Origin of the sequence: Waterburya agarophytonicola KI4, from assembly GCF_020640915.1 — a bacterium.
GTDB classification, from domain to species: domain Bacteria; phylum Cyanobacteriota; class Cyanobacteriia; order Cyanobacteriales; family Xenococcaceae; genus Waterburya; species Waterburya agarophytonicola.
In genome coordinates this window covers 58,405-72,640 of the sequence record NZ_JADWDC010000020.1, presented here as the reverse complement: position 1 = coordinate 72,640, position 14,236 = coordinate 58,405, and the positions used below count along the sequence as shown (strand labels likewise).

General features: G+C 37.8%; 12 protein-coding genes. 9 read left to right on the top strand and 3 right to left on the bottom strand.

Annotated elements, in window-relative coordinates; genetic code table 11:
- Nucleotides 1-134: 134 nt before the first annotated feature.
- Together recF and hemJ are read right to left on the bottom strand one after the other, a co-directional pair.
- The gene (gene recF, locus I4641_RS10225; protein ID WP_229640416.1) at nucleotides 135-1,280 is read right to left on the bottom strand and encodes a DNA replication/repair protein RecF; all 1,146 of its coding nucleotides are present in this window, start codon (nucleotides 1,278-1,280) and stop codon (nucleotides 135-137) included.
- Between the two features lie 125 nt (nucleotides 1,281-1,405).
- Nucleotides 1,406-1,999, bottom strand: coding sequence for a protoporphyrinogen oxidase HemJ (hemJ, locus tag I4641_RS10220; RefSeq protein ID WP_229640415.1), 594 nt, complete (start codon nucleotides 1,997-1,999; stop codon nucleotides 1,406-1,408).
- A gap of 667 nt (nucleotides 2,000-2,666) precedes the next feature.
- Between hemJ and psaK the strand changes: the two genes are divergently transcribed.
- Entirely contained in the window at nucleotides 2,667-2,930 is a 264-nt protein-coding gene (gene psaK, locus I4641_RS10215) for a photosystem I reaction center subunit PsaK (protein WP_229640414.1), read from the top strand.
- Nucleotides 2,931-3,257: 327 nt separating this feature from the next.
- Here the strand turns inward: psaK and petN are convergent, their stop codons facing one another.
- Complete coding sequence (gene petN / locus I4641_RS10210; RefSeq protein ID WP_229640413.1) at nucleotides 3,258-3,347, bottom strand: cytochrome b6-f complex subunit PetN; 90 nt, start codon at nucleotides 3,345-3,347, stop codon at nucleotides 3,258-3,260.
- A gap of 87 nt (nucleotides 3,348-3,434) precedes the next feature.
- Here petN and I4641_RS10205 point away from each other — a divergent pair, with 87 nt between their 5' ends.
- The 8 genes from I4641_RS10205 to I4641_RS10170 all read left to right on the top strand — a co-directional run bounded on the left by I4641_RS10205 (nucleotide 3,435) and on the right by I4641_RS10170 (nucleotide 14,232).
- Nucleotides 3,435-3,869 (top strand): hypothetical protein, encoded by a 435-nt coding sequence (locus I4641_RS10205; RefSeq protein WP_229640412.1) that lies wholly within the window; start codon nucleotides 3,435-3,437, stop codon nucleotides 3,867-3,869.
- A gap of 85 nt (nucleotides 3,870-3,954) precedes the next feature.
- Complete coding sequence (locus I4641_RS10200; protein WP_229640411.1) at nucleotides 3,955-4,953, top strand: ABC transporter ATP-binding protein; 999 nt, start codon at nucleotides 3,955-3,957, stop codon at nucleotides 4,951-4,953.
- A complete protein-coding gene (locus I4641_RS10195; protein WP_229640410.1) occupies nucleotides 4,950-5,744 on the top strand; it encodes an ABC transporter permease in 795 nt (264 codons plus the stop codon). Before I4641_RS10200 ends, I4641_RS10195 begins: the two co-directional genes overlap by 4 nt.
- 307 nt (nucleotides 5,745-6,051) lie before the next feature.
- The gene (locus tag I4641_RS10190; RefSeq protein ID WP_229640409.1) at nucleotides 6,052-7,284 is read left to right on the top strand and encodes a GldG family protein; all 1,233 of its coding nucleotides are present in this window, start codon (nucleotides 6,052-6,054) and stop codon (nucleotides 7,282-7,284) included.
- A gap of 564 nt (nucleotides 7,285-7,848) precedes the next feature.
- Nucleotides 7,849-10,041, top strand: coding sequence for a GumC family protein (locus I4641_RS10185; protein WP_229640408.1), 2,193 nt, complete (start codon nucleotides 7,849-7,851; stop codon nucleotides 10,039-10,041).
- A 69-nt stretch (nucleotides 10,042-10,110) separates the two neighbouring features.
- On the top strand, nucleotides 10,111-11,799 hold the full coding sequence (locus tag I4641_RS10180) for an alkaline phosphatase family protein (protein WP_229640407.1): 1,689 nt from the start codon (nucleotides 10,111-10,113) through the stop codon (nucleotides 11,797-11,799).
- 33 nt (nucleotides 11,800-11,832) lie between these two features.
- A complete protein-coding gene (locus I4641_RS10175; protein ID WP_229640406.1) occupies nucleotides 11,833-12,840 on the top strand; it encodes a glycosyltransferase family 2 protein in 1,008 nt (335 codons plus the stop codon).
- A 123-nt stretch (nucleotides 12,841-12,963) separates the two neighbouring features.
- Nucleotides 12,964-14,232: an O-antigen ligase family protein gene (locus I4641_RS10170; protein ID WP_229640405.1), complete on the top strand. Its 1,269-nt coding sequence runs from the start codon at nucleotides 12,964-12,966 to the stop codon at nucleotides 14,230-14,232.
- Nucleotides 14,233-14,236 lie beyond the last annotated feature (4 nt).

The window sequence follows — 14,236 nt, the reverse complement described above, 5'->3', positions numbered from 1 at the left end:
AGCTCAATAAAATCTCACATAAATTATTTTGACCGTGACCAAAATTATGTTCTAATAGGTTAACTACGCAGTTACAATTATGTTCTGCAAATAATTTACTAATTGAAATTAGGCTAAAGGAAAAATAAACAAAGTTAAAGAAAAGCAGTAATTATTGTTCCTGCTTGCACTTTTAAAATTTGAGAATCTTTAATCCAGTTTTGATTAAATGAATTGATATGGGTTGTAGTAATAATAGTTTGAAAGCGATCGCCAATTACTTCTAAAAGCTGCTTCTGACGATTGGGGTCTAACTCGGCTAAAACATCATCCAACAGCAATAAGGGCGGTTCGCCAATTACTTCTTCAATCAGCTTTAATTCGGCTAATTTTAAGGCTAAGACTAGAGTCCGTTGTTGTCCTTGAGAACCATAATGTCGAGCAGGAGTTTCGTTTATGGCAAATTCTAGTTCATCGCGGTGAGTGCCTACGACAGTTTTTCCTTGATATTGTTCTGCTATACGACGTTCTTCTATTCTAGTTAAAAAAGCCCGTTGTACTTTGCTCGGTTCATCTTCCGTCCATTCAACATTAGGTAAATATTTAACCTCTAGTAGTTCGGTTTCGCCACTAATTTTTTGATGCCAACGTCGAGCAATAGGATCGAGTCTGGCGACTACTCGCGCCCGTCTGCGAGTTACTCTAGAGCCTGCTGCGGCTAATTGTTCGTCCCATAATCTCAGTTGGGGTTCAAAACTATCTATCGATCCATTAGGATCGTCTTGTCTAACCGCACGAATCTTTTTCAAGAGAGCATTGCGCTGACGCAGTACTTGGTTATATTGCTGCAAAATATTAGAGTAGACAGGCTCTAGTTGAATTAATAAACCATCAAGCCAATTTCTACGAGTTTCTGGCGCACCTCTAACTAAATCTAAATCTAAACTGGAAAACTGTACCGCATTGAGAACTCCCAAAAAATCTAATTGGCGACGTAAATTTTCTCGATTGACAGCAACAGTACGTCTTCCCTGTTTGCGAAAAATAATGCTTAACTCATTGGTGCTGTGAGTTCTTTCTACAATTGCTTCTATTTGACTTGCTGTTGCCGTATCCAAGACCAATTCGCGATCGCGGCTGGTACGATGGCTCTTAAGAGTTGCTAATAATTCTACCGCTTCTAATAAGTTGGATTTTCCTTGGGCATTATTTCCGACTAAAATAGTTTTTTTGGCTGTAAATTCTACCTGGCGATCGACATAATTGCGGAACGATCGCAGGTGTAGTTTTTTTAAATACATTTATTAAAAGCTCTAAGCTTTAAGCCTTAAGCTCTAAGCTGAACAAATTGGCAAGAGAGAATGAAGTTTGATTGAGTTACGGTAGCGCAACCCAACTAAACTATCTCTGCTACCGATATTTATGCTTATTCGCTTACAGAAGCAGCAAATTCTGGTTTTTGTTCTATCTGAGCTAGTTTTTCTCGATCCTTACGACGTTTTTTCGCATAAAGCTGGATACTAGCCACCATAGTTATTACCAATCCTGCAACCAACCAAGTAGTCAAATCTAAAGGAAGATTATTTTTAAACACAGCCAGCAATACAATCAATACCAACAAGATAGTCGGTGCTTCATTTAAAGCTCTAAATTGTTGTCCCGTCCACTGACATTCTCCCGCAGCCAGTTTTTTCATAATGCGCTGGCAAAAATAATGATAAGCAATCAGCAAAAGAACAAAAGTCAACTTAATATGCAACCAACTAGATTTAAGAATTTCTGGTTCGGTAGAAATCAAGCCTATCGCCATCACTACTGTTACAATCATCCCTGGAGTAGTAATAATGCCGTAAAGGCGTTTCTCCATGATTTCATATTGTTTAGTTAGGATCGTGCGTGCGGGTTCAGATTCTTGTTCTGCTTCGGCATGGTATACAAACAAGCGTACTAAATAAAATAACCCTGCAAACCACACCACAACTCCAATCAGGTGAAATGCTTTAAACCAGTAATAAGCCATAAAAAAATATCTTTATCAAAAACTATTCTGTATCTATGTGAGTGTATATTTTTCTGATGCCACAAATCATCAATACGCAATAAAATTTTAAAGATAGATTCGATCGCGAGCGATTAAAAAAGGTGAGATAGCGGGACTGGCCAGATTTGAACTGGCGACCTAGCGCTTCAGATTGGTGTAAGTTTCCCTACTCTCTGGACTATCTCTTCACCTTGGGTCAAAACAAAACCTTTAGGTGGTGGCCGTTATGCCATAGGTCTGTGACTCAATTTTATTTGAGCCGTTAGTTCCTGATTTTTAGACCTATAACTAGTCTCTGCACCTTCTCTACCAGGAAATAATAGAGCTTGGCTCACGATCGCCTTGGCTGCAATCTACAACTTTAGGCTTCCCTGAATTTGACCACATTCACCCATGAAGTTTCCTTCATGATGCCCGATGTTTCAGGAGGCGCTTGCTCTATCCTACTGAGCCACAGCCCCATGCTCATCTCTATAATCAGCATAGACTAAGATAAAAACCTTGATTGACCAAACTGTTTTTGTATATAAAACTTTACTAGATTAATAAATATTGCAACATCGATTAATATTTTTGCGATCTAAAGAAATAAAACTATTATCGATTCTAGAAGATAAATCATCACTTATAACAGGAGAAATCTACTTTGACTTATTTAACTTTATTAGCAGCTACTGTACCTCAAACCGTATCTTGGAGTCCGAAAGTAGCGATTGTAATGATTGCTTGCAATATTGTGGCGATCGCATTTGGTAAGTTTACCATCAAAAATCAATCTGCTGGCCCTGCTATGCCTTCTCCCGCTTTGTTTGGGGGCTTTGGATTACCTGCTGTACTAGGGACTACTAGCTTAGGACATCTCTTGGGCGCAGGGGTAATTCTAGGATTGGCTAACGCTGGCGCGCTCTAAGTAAAAACGACCCTCTTGTATATATAAAACAATTATCAATCGTAGGAGTTGGCAATGCTAGCTCCTAATTTTTTATTTCATATTATTGGGAATAATTCAACAAAAGGCATAGGGATGTTAATAAACAACATCCCCATTCAATTAATTTGTCCTTGATTTGCTTAAATTAAACGCCGCCTCGTTTATCACGACCTTGACGACGACGATCACGCCATTTTACTACCGAAAGGTATGAAACTGCTAGACTCAGCAGTCCCAGTAAGGCAACGGCAACAAGAAATAAAGTGTTTAATAGTTCGTTTGTTTCCACCATTGAGAACCCAATATTTAGAATCCGTTACGTCCCCAGACAACCATTGCAATCGACCACGTGAACAAAGCCAAGATAGTAACCCAGCCTAATGTCAGAATATCCATGTCAGTATTTATTTTTTGAAATATATATTTAATTTGGCAACTATAAACCCTATCATACTTCTTAAGGGATCTTTTGTGGTGAGGATTGTGCCTAGTTTAGTTACAGAAAGAACAGAATCAGTTAAAGCAGGAATAGTCGGTGCGGGGACATTTGCGATCTCCGAATTAGTATTTTTTTTAGCTAAAGAGATCGCGATCAATACCTTTTCCGCATATAATTTGACTCCCGTCTTTCTCAATGGAGAATTATTATTGCAGCTAGCTATTGGTGCAGTGAGTGGTTTTTTGTTTGGCGTTACCTATCGTTATATTATTCGAGACGATCGCAATTTCCACCTCAATGATGGCGCGGTGTTGGCGTTTGGTTTGGTCAGAGGATTGGCTTTAGTAGAAAATAATCTAGTTTTGTCAGAGTTAGGATATTTAATATTTTTAATCGTTCAAAGCATTATTTGTTTTGCGATCGCACGTTCTATTCTTGATTTGGCAATTTCTAGCAAATTTATTAAACCTTTTGTTTGAGATTAATATTTTGTTTTGCTTAAACTTGAGTATTCTGAAAATATTGCCTGGATGAAAAGAGATCGCGATAAAATCGATCAAGTTCATGGAATCGACAACAACAACTATGTCTTCTAAGACCATCGAAGTAGAACATCTTAGTAAAGCTTATGGTTCAACTGCTGCCATTGAAGATGTTCACTTTTCAGTGGATGCGGGAGAGATAATTGGCTTTTTGGGGCCAAATGGGGCGGGAAAAACTACCACCATGAGGATTTTAGCAGGATATCTTCCTGCTACATCGGGAACGGTAAAAATTGCGGGTTACGATGTTCATCGTCATTCAATGGAGGTGCGTCGTCGTATTGGATATTTACCTGAAGTCCCGCCTTTATACCCAGATATGTCGGTGAAGCAGTACTTATATTTTGTCTCTAAGATCAAGGGAATTAGGGCAGGAGATCGGCGTCGCCAAGTATATAATGCAATGGTGCGTTGTCAGTTGATAGAGCGAGAAAATACTGTGATTCGCCAACTTTCCAAAGGATATCGACAAAGGGTAGGAATTGCTCAAGCAATCGTTCACGAACCGCCTGTGATTATTTTAGATGAACCGACAGTAGGATTAGACCCTCGTCAAATTATTGAAGTACGTAATCTGATTAAAAGTCTTGCAAGAGAACATACGATTATTCTATCCACCCATATTTTGCCCGAAGCAAGTATGATTTGCGATCGCGTGATTATTATCAATCAAGGTAAAGTAGTTACTACTAATACCCCTCAAGATCTGCAAGGACAGCTAGAAATTAGTTCTGGCTATGAAATAGAACTATCGGGAAATCTTGAGATAGTCTTGCCATTATTAAAAGCAATTCCTGGGGTAACAAACACGATCTTAGATAATAATCTTTCAATTGAAGATACTCAACGTCATATGCTTAGAGTTACCTGTAAATCCACGACCGAACCTGGAAAAGATATTGCAGCATTAATCGTTCGACAAGGATTAGAGTTACATGAATTGCGTCGTACTCGCCCTAGTTTAGAAGATGTTTTCTTGGAGTTAACCACAGAAGAGCCTTTGTCCGTTTATAATCAATGATAGTAAGTAACATTATTGCGATCGCTCAAAAAGAACTACAAAGTTATTTTGCTTCTCCTTTAGCTTATGTTTTGGCGGCAATTTTTTGGTTTTTTTCTGGCTTTTTCTTTGTCGAAATATTGATTGGCAAACAAGGACTAATACAACAAGTTGCGTTGAAAGAACAAACGGAAATTGTGCTTAGTTCTGTGGATGTTGCTACTGAATTTTTAAATGCCTATTCAGCCATACTAGGTACTTTATCTTTATTGATAATTCCTATTCTATCAATGGGACTTTATGCAGAGGAAAAAAAGCAAGGAACGATCGAATTATTAGCCACTTCTCCTCTAAATAACTGGGTCGTCGCCTTAGGTAAACTAATCGGCGTAACATTACTATTTATTTTTATGCTTCTACCTTCTCTGTTTTATGAAGCGATCACCTTTAGTGCGGCAGAACCACCTATTCCTCCAGTTTTGCCTCTGTTAGCTCATTTAGGTCTAGTAATGATGGCTGTTGCCTTATTATCTATAGGAATGTTTATTTCCTCTTTAACCACTAGTAATCTTGTGGCTGCTATTTTAACTTTTAGCATAATTTTGTTTTTATGGATAATAGATTTAATGGCTAATAATATTGGAGGGTGGTTAGGTAATAGTTTAGAACATATTTCTTTATTAGAAAGTTACAATAATCTAGTTCGAGGAATTATCAATACTAGCGACTTTGTTTTATTTTTTAGCTATATTTTTATAGGTCTATTTTTAACCTCTCAATCGATAGAGTTATTTCGGTTAAATCATCAGTAGTTTAAACAAAAATTGATTGCATTTTTTTATGAAAAAAACAATATTATATTTTCTTAGTATTGCTTTTTGCGTTGCGGTCATAGTTACAACTGTCCTTACCGCTAATTGGTTAATAATCCCCATTGTATTTATAATTTTTGGAGCGATAATATTAATAATCAACTTAGGTTTTAAAAAGAACAAAAAAAATATTTGGCATAAAAACAAGAATCAAGAAAATACTAAAACAATACTTACAACTCTGCTTGTTTTAACTATATTCGCTTCAATAAATATTATAGCGGTTCGTTACAATATAAGTCTAGATTTGACTGAAAACCAGATATATACCCTTTCTACCTTATCTCAAGCAGTTGTCCAAAAACTAGAAGAACCTCTAGAGATTTTAGTATTTGATCGCAATATTAATCCTAACTTAGAAAGTTTACTAAAAAAATATCAAAATATTAGCCAGAAATTCAAATTTAGATTTATCAATCCAGAACAAAAATTAGGACTCGCTCAAGAATATGGAGTGCAATTTTTAGGGGAAATTCATTTACAATATGGCGATAAACAACAAAAATTAAATATCGATAACGGGAGCATTGGCGAACCCATCACCGAAACCCAGCTAACCAATAGTATTGAAAAAATACAACGCGATCGCATCACCCAGATCTATTTACTCCAAGGACACGGAGAAGCTTCTAGCCAACTAGTCCAAGGAGGAATAGCTCAAGTCGTCAAAAACCTCGAAGATAAAGGCAATAATGTTACAGAACTAAATCTCGCTAGTAGTGGCAAAATTCCTGATCGCACCGACTTGATTATCATTGCAGGTGCTACCAGAAAACTTCTGACATCAGAAGTTTCTCGTTTGCAAACATATCTATCAGCAGGAGGCAGTTTACTATTACTCCTATCCCCCAATACTGACATTGGCATTACTCCTTTATTACGAGAATGGGGTATCGAACTAGATAATAGACTAGTGGTAGATGGTTCTGGTGCAGGAGATATCATGGGCTTTGGACCAGGAGTGGCAATAGTCAATAATTATGGCAATCATCCCATTACAGCTAATTTTGCTAATGGTATTTCTATTTTTCCCGAATCTCGACCCCTTAAAATCATCAAAAACACTGGTATCAAATCTACTCCTTTAGCAATTACCAGCGAGCAAACTTGGGCAGAAAGAGATTTAAAAAACGAAGAGATCGTCTTTGACCCCAATCAAGATTTATCTGGACCTTTAAATATTGCGATCGCCCTAGAGAGCGATCGCTCTCCAAGTTCTCGCCTAGTAATTTTTGGTAGTGCGACTTTTGCTACCAATGGCTGGTTCGAGCAACAGCTAAACGCTGACATGATAATCAACTCCGTTAATTGGCTAATTAAAGAAGAGCGAGAAATTTTAACCATTCGACCCCGTGAAGTTGCAAATCGACGTATTAATCTGAGTTCTTTAGAAGCAAGAGCGATCGATTGGCTAGCTTGGCGCATAATTCCTAGTTTAGCTCTAGGTATTGCTATTTATCTTTGGAGTCAGCGTCGTTGATTTTGACCATCTTAAATTAAGCTCTTAAAAGTGACCTCCATTAATAAAAAAATAAAATATATACCCTACGCTAAAATAAATTTTAATTTTGTTTTCCTAGTTAATACTTAGGTGAATTTTCTGGAATAAATTAGCATTTTATCTTGACCAATTTTCCGACTAATTAATGTATTGGTAGATTCCTCGTAATTATAATTCATTCATATTGGCAGCATAAGTGTATATTTTTTCAAATATACTAGAACGGTAGCAGGTTTTATATTGACTAAATATAGCGATCAAGTAATTATACTTGTGACTTGTTTTTGTCGCAAAATTACTTAAATAGCCTTTGTTAAGTATGACAAAAATAGAGATAATGATCAAAGTAAAGCAGTAAATCTAAATTTTATAGACCGTCGCTTTTTAATATTTTTATATTATTTAAGCTCAACTTTACTAAAACTTTAAGGTATCCACCTGTCTAATCGCCTATAAATTTTTTATAACAGTAAATGTAGATACTAAAAAAAAATTTTAGGAAAAGGCGCAACATAGCTTAGATTTAAGTTTAAGGAAAACACTATGACTAACTTGCAAAAAGATAATGGTTCTTATTCTAATTCCAGAGGAGAACTAGATTTTAATATAGGAGAGTATTTACTAAAGCTCAAGCGGCGTTGGATACCAGCATTAGCGGTATTCACGTTTACTGTTGGTACGACAGCCTTCCTAAGTAGCTTTTTAGAAAAAACATACCAATCAGAAGGAAAGATCTTATTTAAGAAAAATACCACTCTCATCGAAGGTATCGGTACGGAAGCAGACAAACTAGAGTCTATATTAGACAATCAAACTCCCCTTAGTACAGAAAAAGTCAGAATTACTTCCGAACCAGTTCTTCAGCAAACTATCGATCAATTAAAACTAGAAGACGCAGAAGGAAAACCTCTAAAACCAAAAGATTTTGAAAAACGGTTGACGGTAGAAATAGTAGGAGGAACTGATATTATTTCCTTGTCTTACAAAGATCCCGACCCTGTAACCGCGTCAAAAGTCATCAATACTTTGATGGACGTATACATCAATGCACAGATCAGTAGCAGTAAATCCGCAACTGAAACGGCTGGTGCGTTTATTGATAAGACACTACCCCAAGTAAAAAATAATCTTCAATCTTTAGAATCTCGTTTGCAAGACTTCTACGAAAAAAATCAGATCGTAGACCTCCAAGAAGAAAAGAAAATTTTGGTAGGAGAATTGGGAAATCTCAATCGACAAATATCCTCAGTTGGCGCAGAACTACAAGGCAAAAAAGCTCAAACCGCTAGCTTGCAAAATCAATTGGGTTTAGATTTAAACCAAGCTGTTCGAGCAGATCAGCTAGCAAACACCCCCCAGGTTCAAAGCATCATCGAGCAACTAGGTGCTACTGAAACTCAATTATCTCAAGAACGCCAACGATTTAACGACAACCATCCAGTTGTTGCCAGCTTAAATGAGAAAAAACAAGTTTTAAACTCTCAATTACAGCAATTAATTCGCCAGTATGTCGGAGCGCAAGTTTCCACAGGTTTGCTACAGGGCGGCAACAATCTCAAGGAAAATCAACTAGAAAGATTTATTAGCCTCAAAATAGAAGAATTGAGTCTGCAAACAGAAGTATCTGCTCTAGCTCAATATCAGCAAGTATACTTGAATCGAACCAAAGACATTCCTCGACTCGAAAAACAAGAAAAAACTTTACTCCGCGAAGTCGACACTGCTCGTAATAGCTTTGAGACTCTACTAGTCAATAAAGAAAATTTAGCAATACAAGAAAATCAAAAAACAGGCAATGCGGAAGTCATCGAGTTAGGACAAGTTCCCGAAGAAGGTAGTACGGGAAGAGTGGCATTAATGGCTCTGGGTATTTTGATGGGACTATTCCTTTCTAACCTGACTGCCGTCTTACTAGAGATGCAGGATCGTACCCTCAAAACAATTCCCGAAATTAAACAAAAATTCTCTTATCAAGTATTGGGAATCGTTCCTTTGGACATGCTTCAAGAAGCTCAAGGCGGAATTGTCGTACAAAGAGAACCTGATTCTTTTGCCAGTGAAGTTTATCGCATGATTCAAACTAACCTCAAGTTTCTGGCAGTTAAGAGACAACCAAAAGTTATCTTGATGACTAGTTCAGTCCCAGGAGAAGGAAAATCTACTGTAGCTGCTAATCTAGCAGCAGCAATGGCTCAGTTGGGTCGTAAAGTTTTACTGATTGATGGAGATTTGAGAAAAGCTTCTCAACACGAACTATGGCAGGTAAGTAATAAAGCAGGAGTTAAAGACGTAATAGCTCACAAAACCCCCTTGGCTAAAGTAGTAAGTCAACCAATGAAACAACTAGACTTACTCACAGCAGGAGTTATCGCTCCCAATCCTCTAGCATTATTAGATTCGTCAGAAATGAGCGAACTGGTGGGAACTGCCAGAAAAGAATACGAACTGATAATTATCGACGCACCCCCTCTGGCTGTTACTGCCGATGTTTTAACTTTAAGTAAACTCGTCGATGGTATTGTCTTTGTCAGTAGACCAGGAGTTGTCGAAACCGAAAGTGCGGAATTAGCTCAAGAGACTATTGCTAATGCTAATCTAGCTCAAAAAGTTTTGGGCATGGTCATCAACGGAGTCAAACCGAATGAGTTCGATCGCTATTCATATCATGCTAAATACAGTAAAAACTATTTCTCTCCTTCTGGTGAAAGTAGTCCCTCTAAAACTGCTCCTGCGTAAAAGTACATAATTTTTCTGTTTATTTCGTAAATTAGTCACAACCGAGAAAAATCATTTCTGACATACAACATGAAAAAATCAACTATCGTAATTGGCTTAGATGCGGGCGAACCCAGATTAATCGAAGAATGGATGGCTGGGGGACATTTACCTAACTTGAGTAAGATCGTTGAAGCGGGAACTTACAGCCGTTTAGACAATACAGTAAATTATTGCGGTCAGCCTACGGATTATTCAACCACAGAACCCTTATGGGCAACTTTCAACACGGGATGTCGTCCAGACACTTTAGGTTATTGGGATACAGCAGCATACAACCCTGATAATTATGGCATCATTTGCGATGTAGTGGAGAGCGGTTACGACTACAAAGAATTTGCTCCCTTTTATGCTTTAGGTAAGGACTATAAAGTTGCAGTATTAGATGTTCCCGTTACTACACTTTCTGATGATATTAACGGCCCTCAAATACTCGGGTGGGGCGGTCACTATCCTTATACAGTAAGTGCTTCTCATCCTCCCGAACTTTTCTGCCAAATTACTGAAAAATACGGTAAAAACCCCGTGTTGCATAACGATAATGGACTGTGGTGGAATCCTGAATATGTTGAGTGGGTCGAGAATGCTTGTAAAGAAAGTATTGAGGGTCATTCAGCGATCGCTCGTGAAATGCTCAAACAAGACAACTGGGACTTATTTTTAATGGTGTTTGGAGAAACCCATACCATCGGCCACGATGTCTACAACTACAGTCAAGATGACCACGCTGTATACAACCATCTAACCAACAACGGTACAAGACAAGAAGACCCCGTTCTCAATACCTATAAAAGAGTGGATGCAGCTATTGGAGAAATTTTAGCAGAAGCACCAAAAAATGCTAACGTAGTCTGCTTCTCTGCTCACGGTATGGCTGGTAACTTTACCGATCTCCTGAGCATGGCAGTGTTACCAGAATTACTATATCGCCTCCACTATGGTAAAGCTGCCCTCGCACCAGGAAAAGTTGGTACTGACCCAGGACCAATTATTACCAAGCCTATTCGTAACTCTTGGCCTGGAGAAATTTGGAGTCAGATACACGAACCTAATCCAATTAAAAAACTATTCCGTACTTGGACGCACAAAAAATTCCTCCGAGGTAAAAAACATGGTTTACTTTCTCCCTATAGCTTGCTAGATGAGCCTATCGAACAGGAAGTAGCAATGGGTTGGATGCCTGGGATGTGGTACTCTCCTCTTTGGCCTGAAATGAAAGCATTTGCTTTACCCGCGTTTACCAACGGTCATATCCGTATTAACCTCAAAGGAAGAGAACGAGATGGAGTAGTCGAACCTTCAGCCTACTTTGCTTTGTGTGATGAAATAATTGATCTTCTCTACGACTTGGTTGATGCCAGAACTGGCAAAAAGATAGTCAAACAGGCAGTCAAAACTCGTACTACTCCTTTAGATGATAATCCCAAGTTACCCGATGCAGACATAGTAGTCATCTGGCAAGAACCAATGACAGATGTAGTAGACAGTTCTAAATTGGGACGTATTGGCCCTCTAACTCACTGTCGTGCGGGAGGTCATAAGGGTCAAGGTTTTGTGGCTGCTAAAGGCCCAGATATTCCTAGAGGAATAGATCTTCCTGGGGGAGAGGCAGTAGATTTAGCCCCCACAATTTTGGATCTAATGAATGTAGAAATTCCCGAACATCTAGACGGCAAATCATTGCTGAAGAAGATTCGTAGTTCAGCACCTTCGGTATAAATTTGATAAAACTTTTATAACTAATTTAGATTGATGAAACCAGAAGTATCCGTAATCATACCCGCGTATAACTGCGAAGAATATATTGCTCAAGCTTTGGAGTCTGTTTTTGCTCAAACCTACGATAATTTTGAAATTATCCTAGTAGATGATGGCTCTACTGATTCTACATTGAAAGTAGCTCGTAGTTTTAAAGATAGTCGACTCAAGATCGTTGCTAACAAGCAAAATAGAGGTGTAAGTAGCGTGCGTAACTGTGGAATCAAACTGGCTAAAGGCAACTGGATTGCCTTGCTAGATTCTGACGATTGGTACGCGCCAGAGCGTTTGGAAAATCTTGTAAAAATAGCATTGCAGCAAAATGCCGACTTTGTGGCTGACGATCTGTTTTTGATTCGCGATCGCGAACAATATTCTTGGAGTACTTTATTGCAAGAAAATCAATCAAGGAATAATTTTGTAGAAATAGTTGATGCAGTTAGGTTTATCACCACAGATCGCCCTTCTCCCATTAATGCTCCTAGAAATTGGAGCTTTGGTTATACCAAACCTTTGATGAGACGAGAATTTCTGCTCGAACACAATATTAAATATAACGAATCTATTAACGTGGGAGAAGATTTTATTCTTTATTTAGAGTGCTTGTTAAACAAAGCACGATTCTTGCTAGTACCTCGACCATATTATTATTACCGTACTCGTGAGGTATCTCTTTCTACTCGAAAACCAACTGAGTATTTAGCCCAATCTTGTGAAATTACTCAAAGTTTTATCGATCTAGAAAAAGCTAAATTCGACCGAGATGAGAATGCCATTGCAGCGATGTATCAAAATCTCAAAATTTTTCAAAAAAGGTTGGCATACTATCGTGCCATAGAACACATTAAACATAAAAAAATTATTCATACTCTAATTCAAATTATCAGGTGTCCTTATATTTCGATCTATTTCACCAATAAGTTAATTACTATTTTAGAAAATAAAACCTTAGATATTTCGCCTACTAAAGAAAACGAATATGTTAGCTTGACATTTGACTAATCTTAATTAAAGAGTTTTAAAAAATGTATAATGACGAGTTGATAATCAACTCCCAAGAAACTGTATAAATCTTCAATAATAATTAATTCATATCTGGTTTTCACCACCAATAGCCTCGATATTATGACGAAAAGCCAAAGTAACTTTTTTAGATTTTTTGAATATATTTTTTCTATCTTCTCTTTAGTTCATATATCTCAGGCGATCGTTCCTCTAATTTTAACCAATGGATCGAGTGAGGGTGATGGTGTTGATATTAGGGCTTTGGATTTATCGATCAATGCCAAAATATCCATCCTAATTTATATCCTTACCTTTTGCTTGTTGGCAATACGCTGGAAAAGGGTATTGGGAACTATATCCAGTAATAAATCTCTCTGGATACTCCTGGGGATTGTTTGCTTTTCCTATTTCTGGTCAATTAACCCTCCTCAGACTATGAGGTTTGCCATCTATGCCATCGGTACGACTGGATTTGGACTGTACTTGGCAACTCGTTATACTCTATCAGAGCAACTAAACTTGCTGGCTTGGACTTATGGCTTATTGTTGATTTTAAGTATCTTATTTGCGGTGGGAATACCAAAATATGGCTTGATGGAAGGGGTTCATGACGGAGCTTTTCGAGGTGTGTTTACTCACAAAAACCAATTTGGAGCATTCATGGCTCCTGGAGGAGTAATTTTTCTTTTAAATGCTTTTCGGGGAGGTAAATATAGCTGGGTATCCTGGGGTCTATTGGTTTTGAGTTGTGCCACGATGGTTTGGTCTAGATCTACAACTGCCTTGGGAACTTTCTTCGTGATGCTGCTTTTATGTATGATTTATCGCATTTTTAGATGGCGATATGAAGTAATGATTTCGGCAATCCTAGCAGTGACTATTATTAGTTTTGCTGGCTTAATTTTGCTATTTGGCTTGGGGTCGGATTCTCTGCTAGATTTGGTCGGCAAAGATGTAACTCTATCTGGTAGAACAGATATTTGGCAATATGTTTGGGATCAAATCCAACTTCGTCCTTGGTTTGGTTATGGACTGGCTGCTTTTTGGAATGGTTACGATGGACCTTCTGGTTACGTTCAGCTAGCAATGAGAATTGCTGTAATTTACGCTCACAATGGATTCCTTGATATTTGGCTGTCATTAGGTTTTCTGGGATTGTTTGTTTTCGTCATTGGTTTTCTTAATACCATCGTTCAATCTCTAGCATTACTCAGGAAAACGAATACCCCAGAAGGCTTTTGGCCTCTTCTATTTTTGACCTATATTCTACTTTCCAATTTGACAGAAGGAACTATATCTAATATGAATAGTTCCTTCTGGGCATTATATACAGCAGTTTCGTATTCTTTAGTAATAGCTAAAAATAATCAGTATGCGATTTCCGAATAGTCTG

Bases quoted from the DNA above. Each gene is read 5' to 3' on its own strand.
- I4641_RS10180 (WP_229640407.1), top strand. From the start codon at position 10,111: ATGAAAAAATCAACTATCGTAATTGGCTTAGATGCGGGCGAACCCAGA.
- petN (WP_229640413.1), bottom strand. From the start codon at position 3,347: ATGGATATTCTGACATTAGGCTGGGTTACTATCTTGGCTTTGTTCACG.
- I4641_RS10200 (WP_229640411.1), top strand. From the start codon at position 3,955: ATGGAATCGACAACAACAACTATGTCTTCTAAGACCATCGAAGTAGAA.
- I4641_RS10195 (WP_229640410.1), top strand. From the start codon at position 4,950: ATGATAGTAAGTAACATTATTGCGATCGCTCAAAAAGAACTACAAAGT.
- hemJ (WP_229640415.1), bottom strand. From the start codon at position 1,999: ATGGCTTATTACTGGTTTAAAGCATTTCACCTGATTGGAGTTGTGGTG.
- recF (WP_229640416.1), bottom strand. From the start codon at position 1,280: ATGTATTTAAAAAAACTACACCTGCGATCGTTCCGCAATTATGTCGAT.
- I4641_RS10170 (WP_229640405.1), top strand. From the start codon at position 12,964: ATGACGAAAAGCCAAAGTAACTTTTTTAGATTTTTTGAATATATTTTT.
- I4641_RS10185 (WP_229640408.1), top strand. From the start codon at position 7,849: ATGACTAACTTGCAAAAAGATAATGGTTCTTATTCTAATTCCAGAGGA.
- I4641_RS10175 (WP_229640406.1), top strand. From the start codon at position 11,833: ATGAAACCAGAAGTATCCGTAATCATACCCGCGTATAACTGCGAAGAA.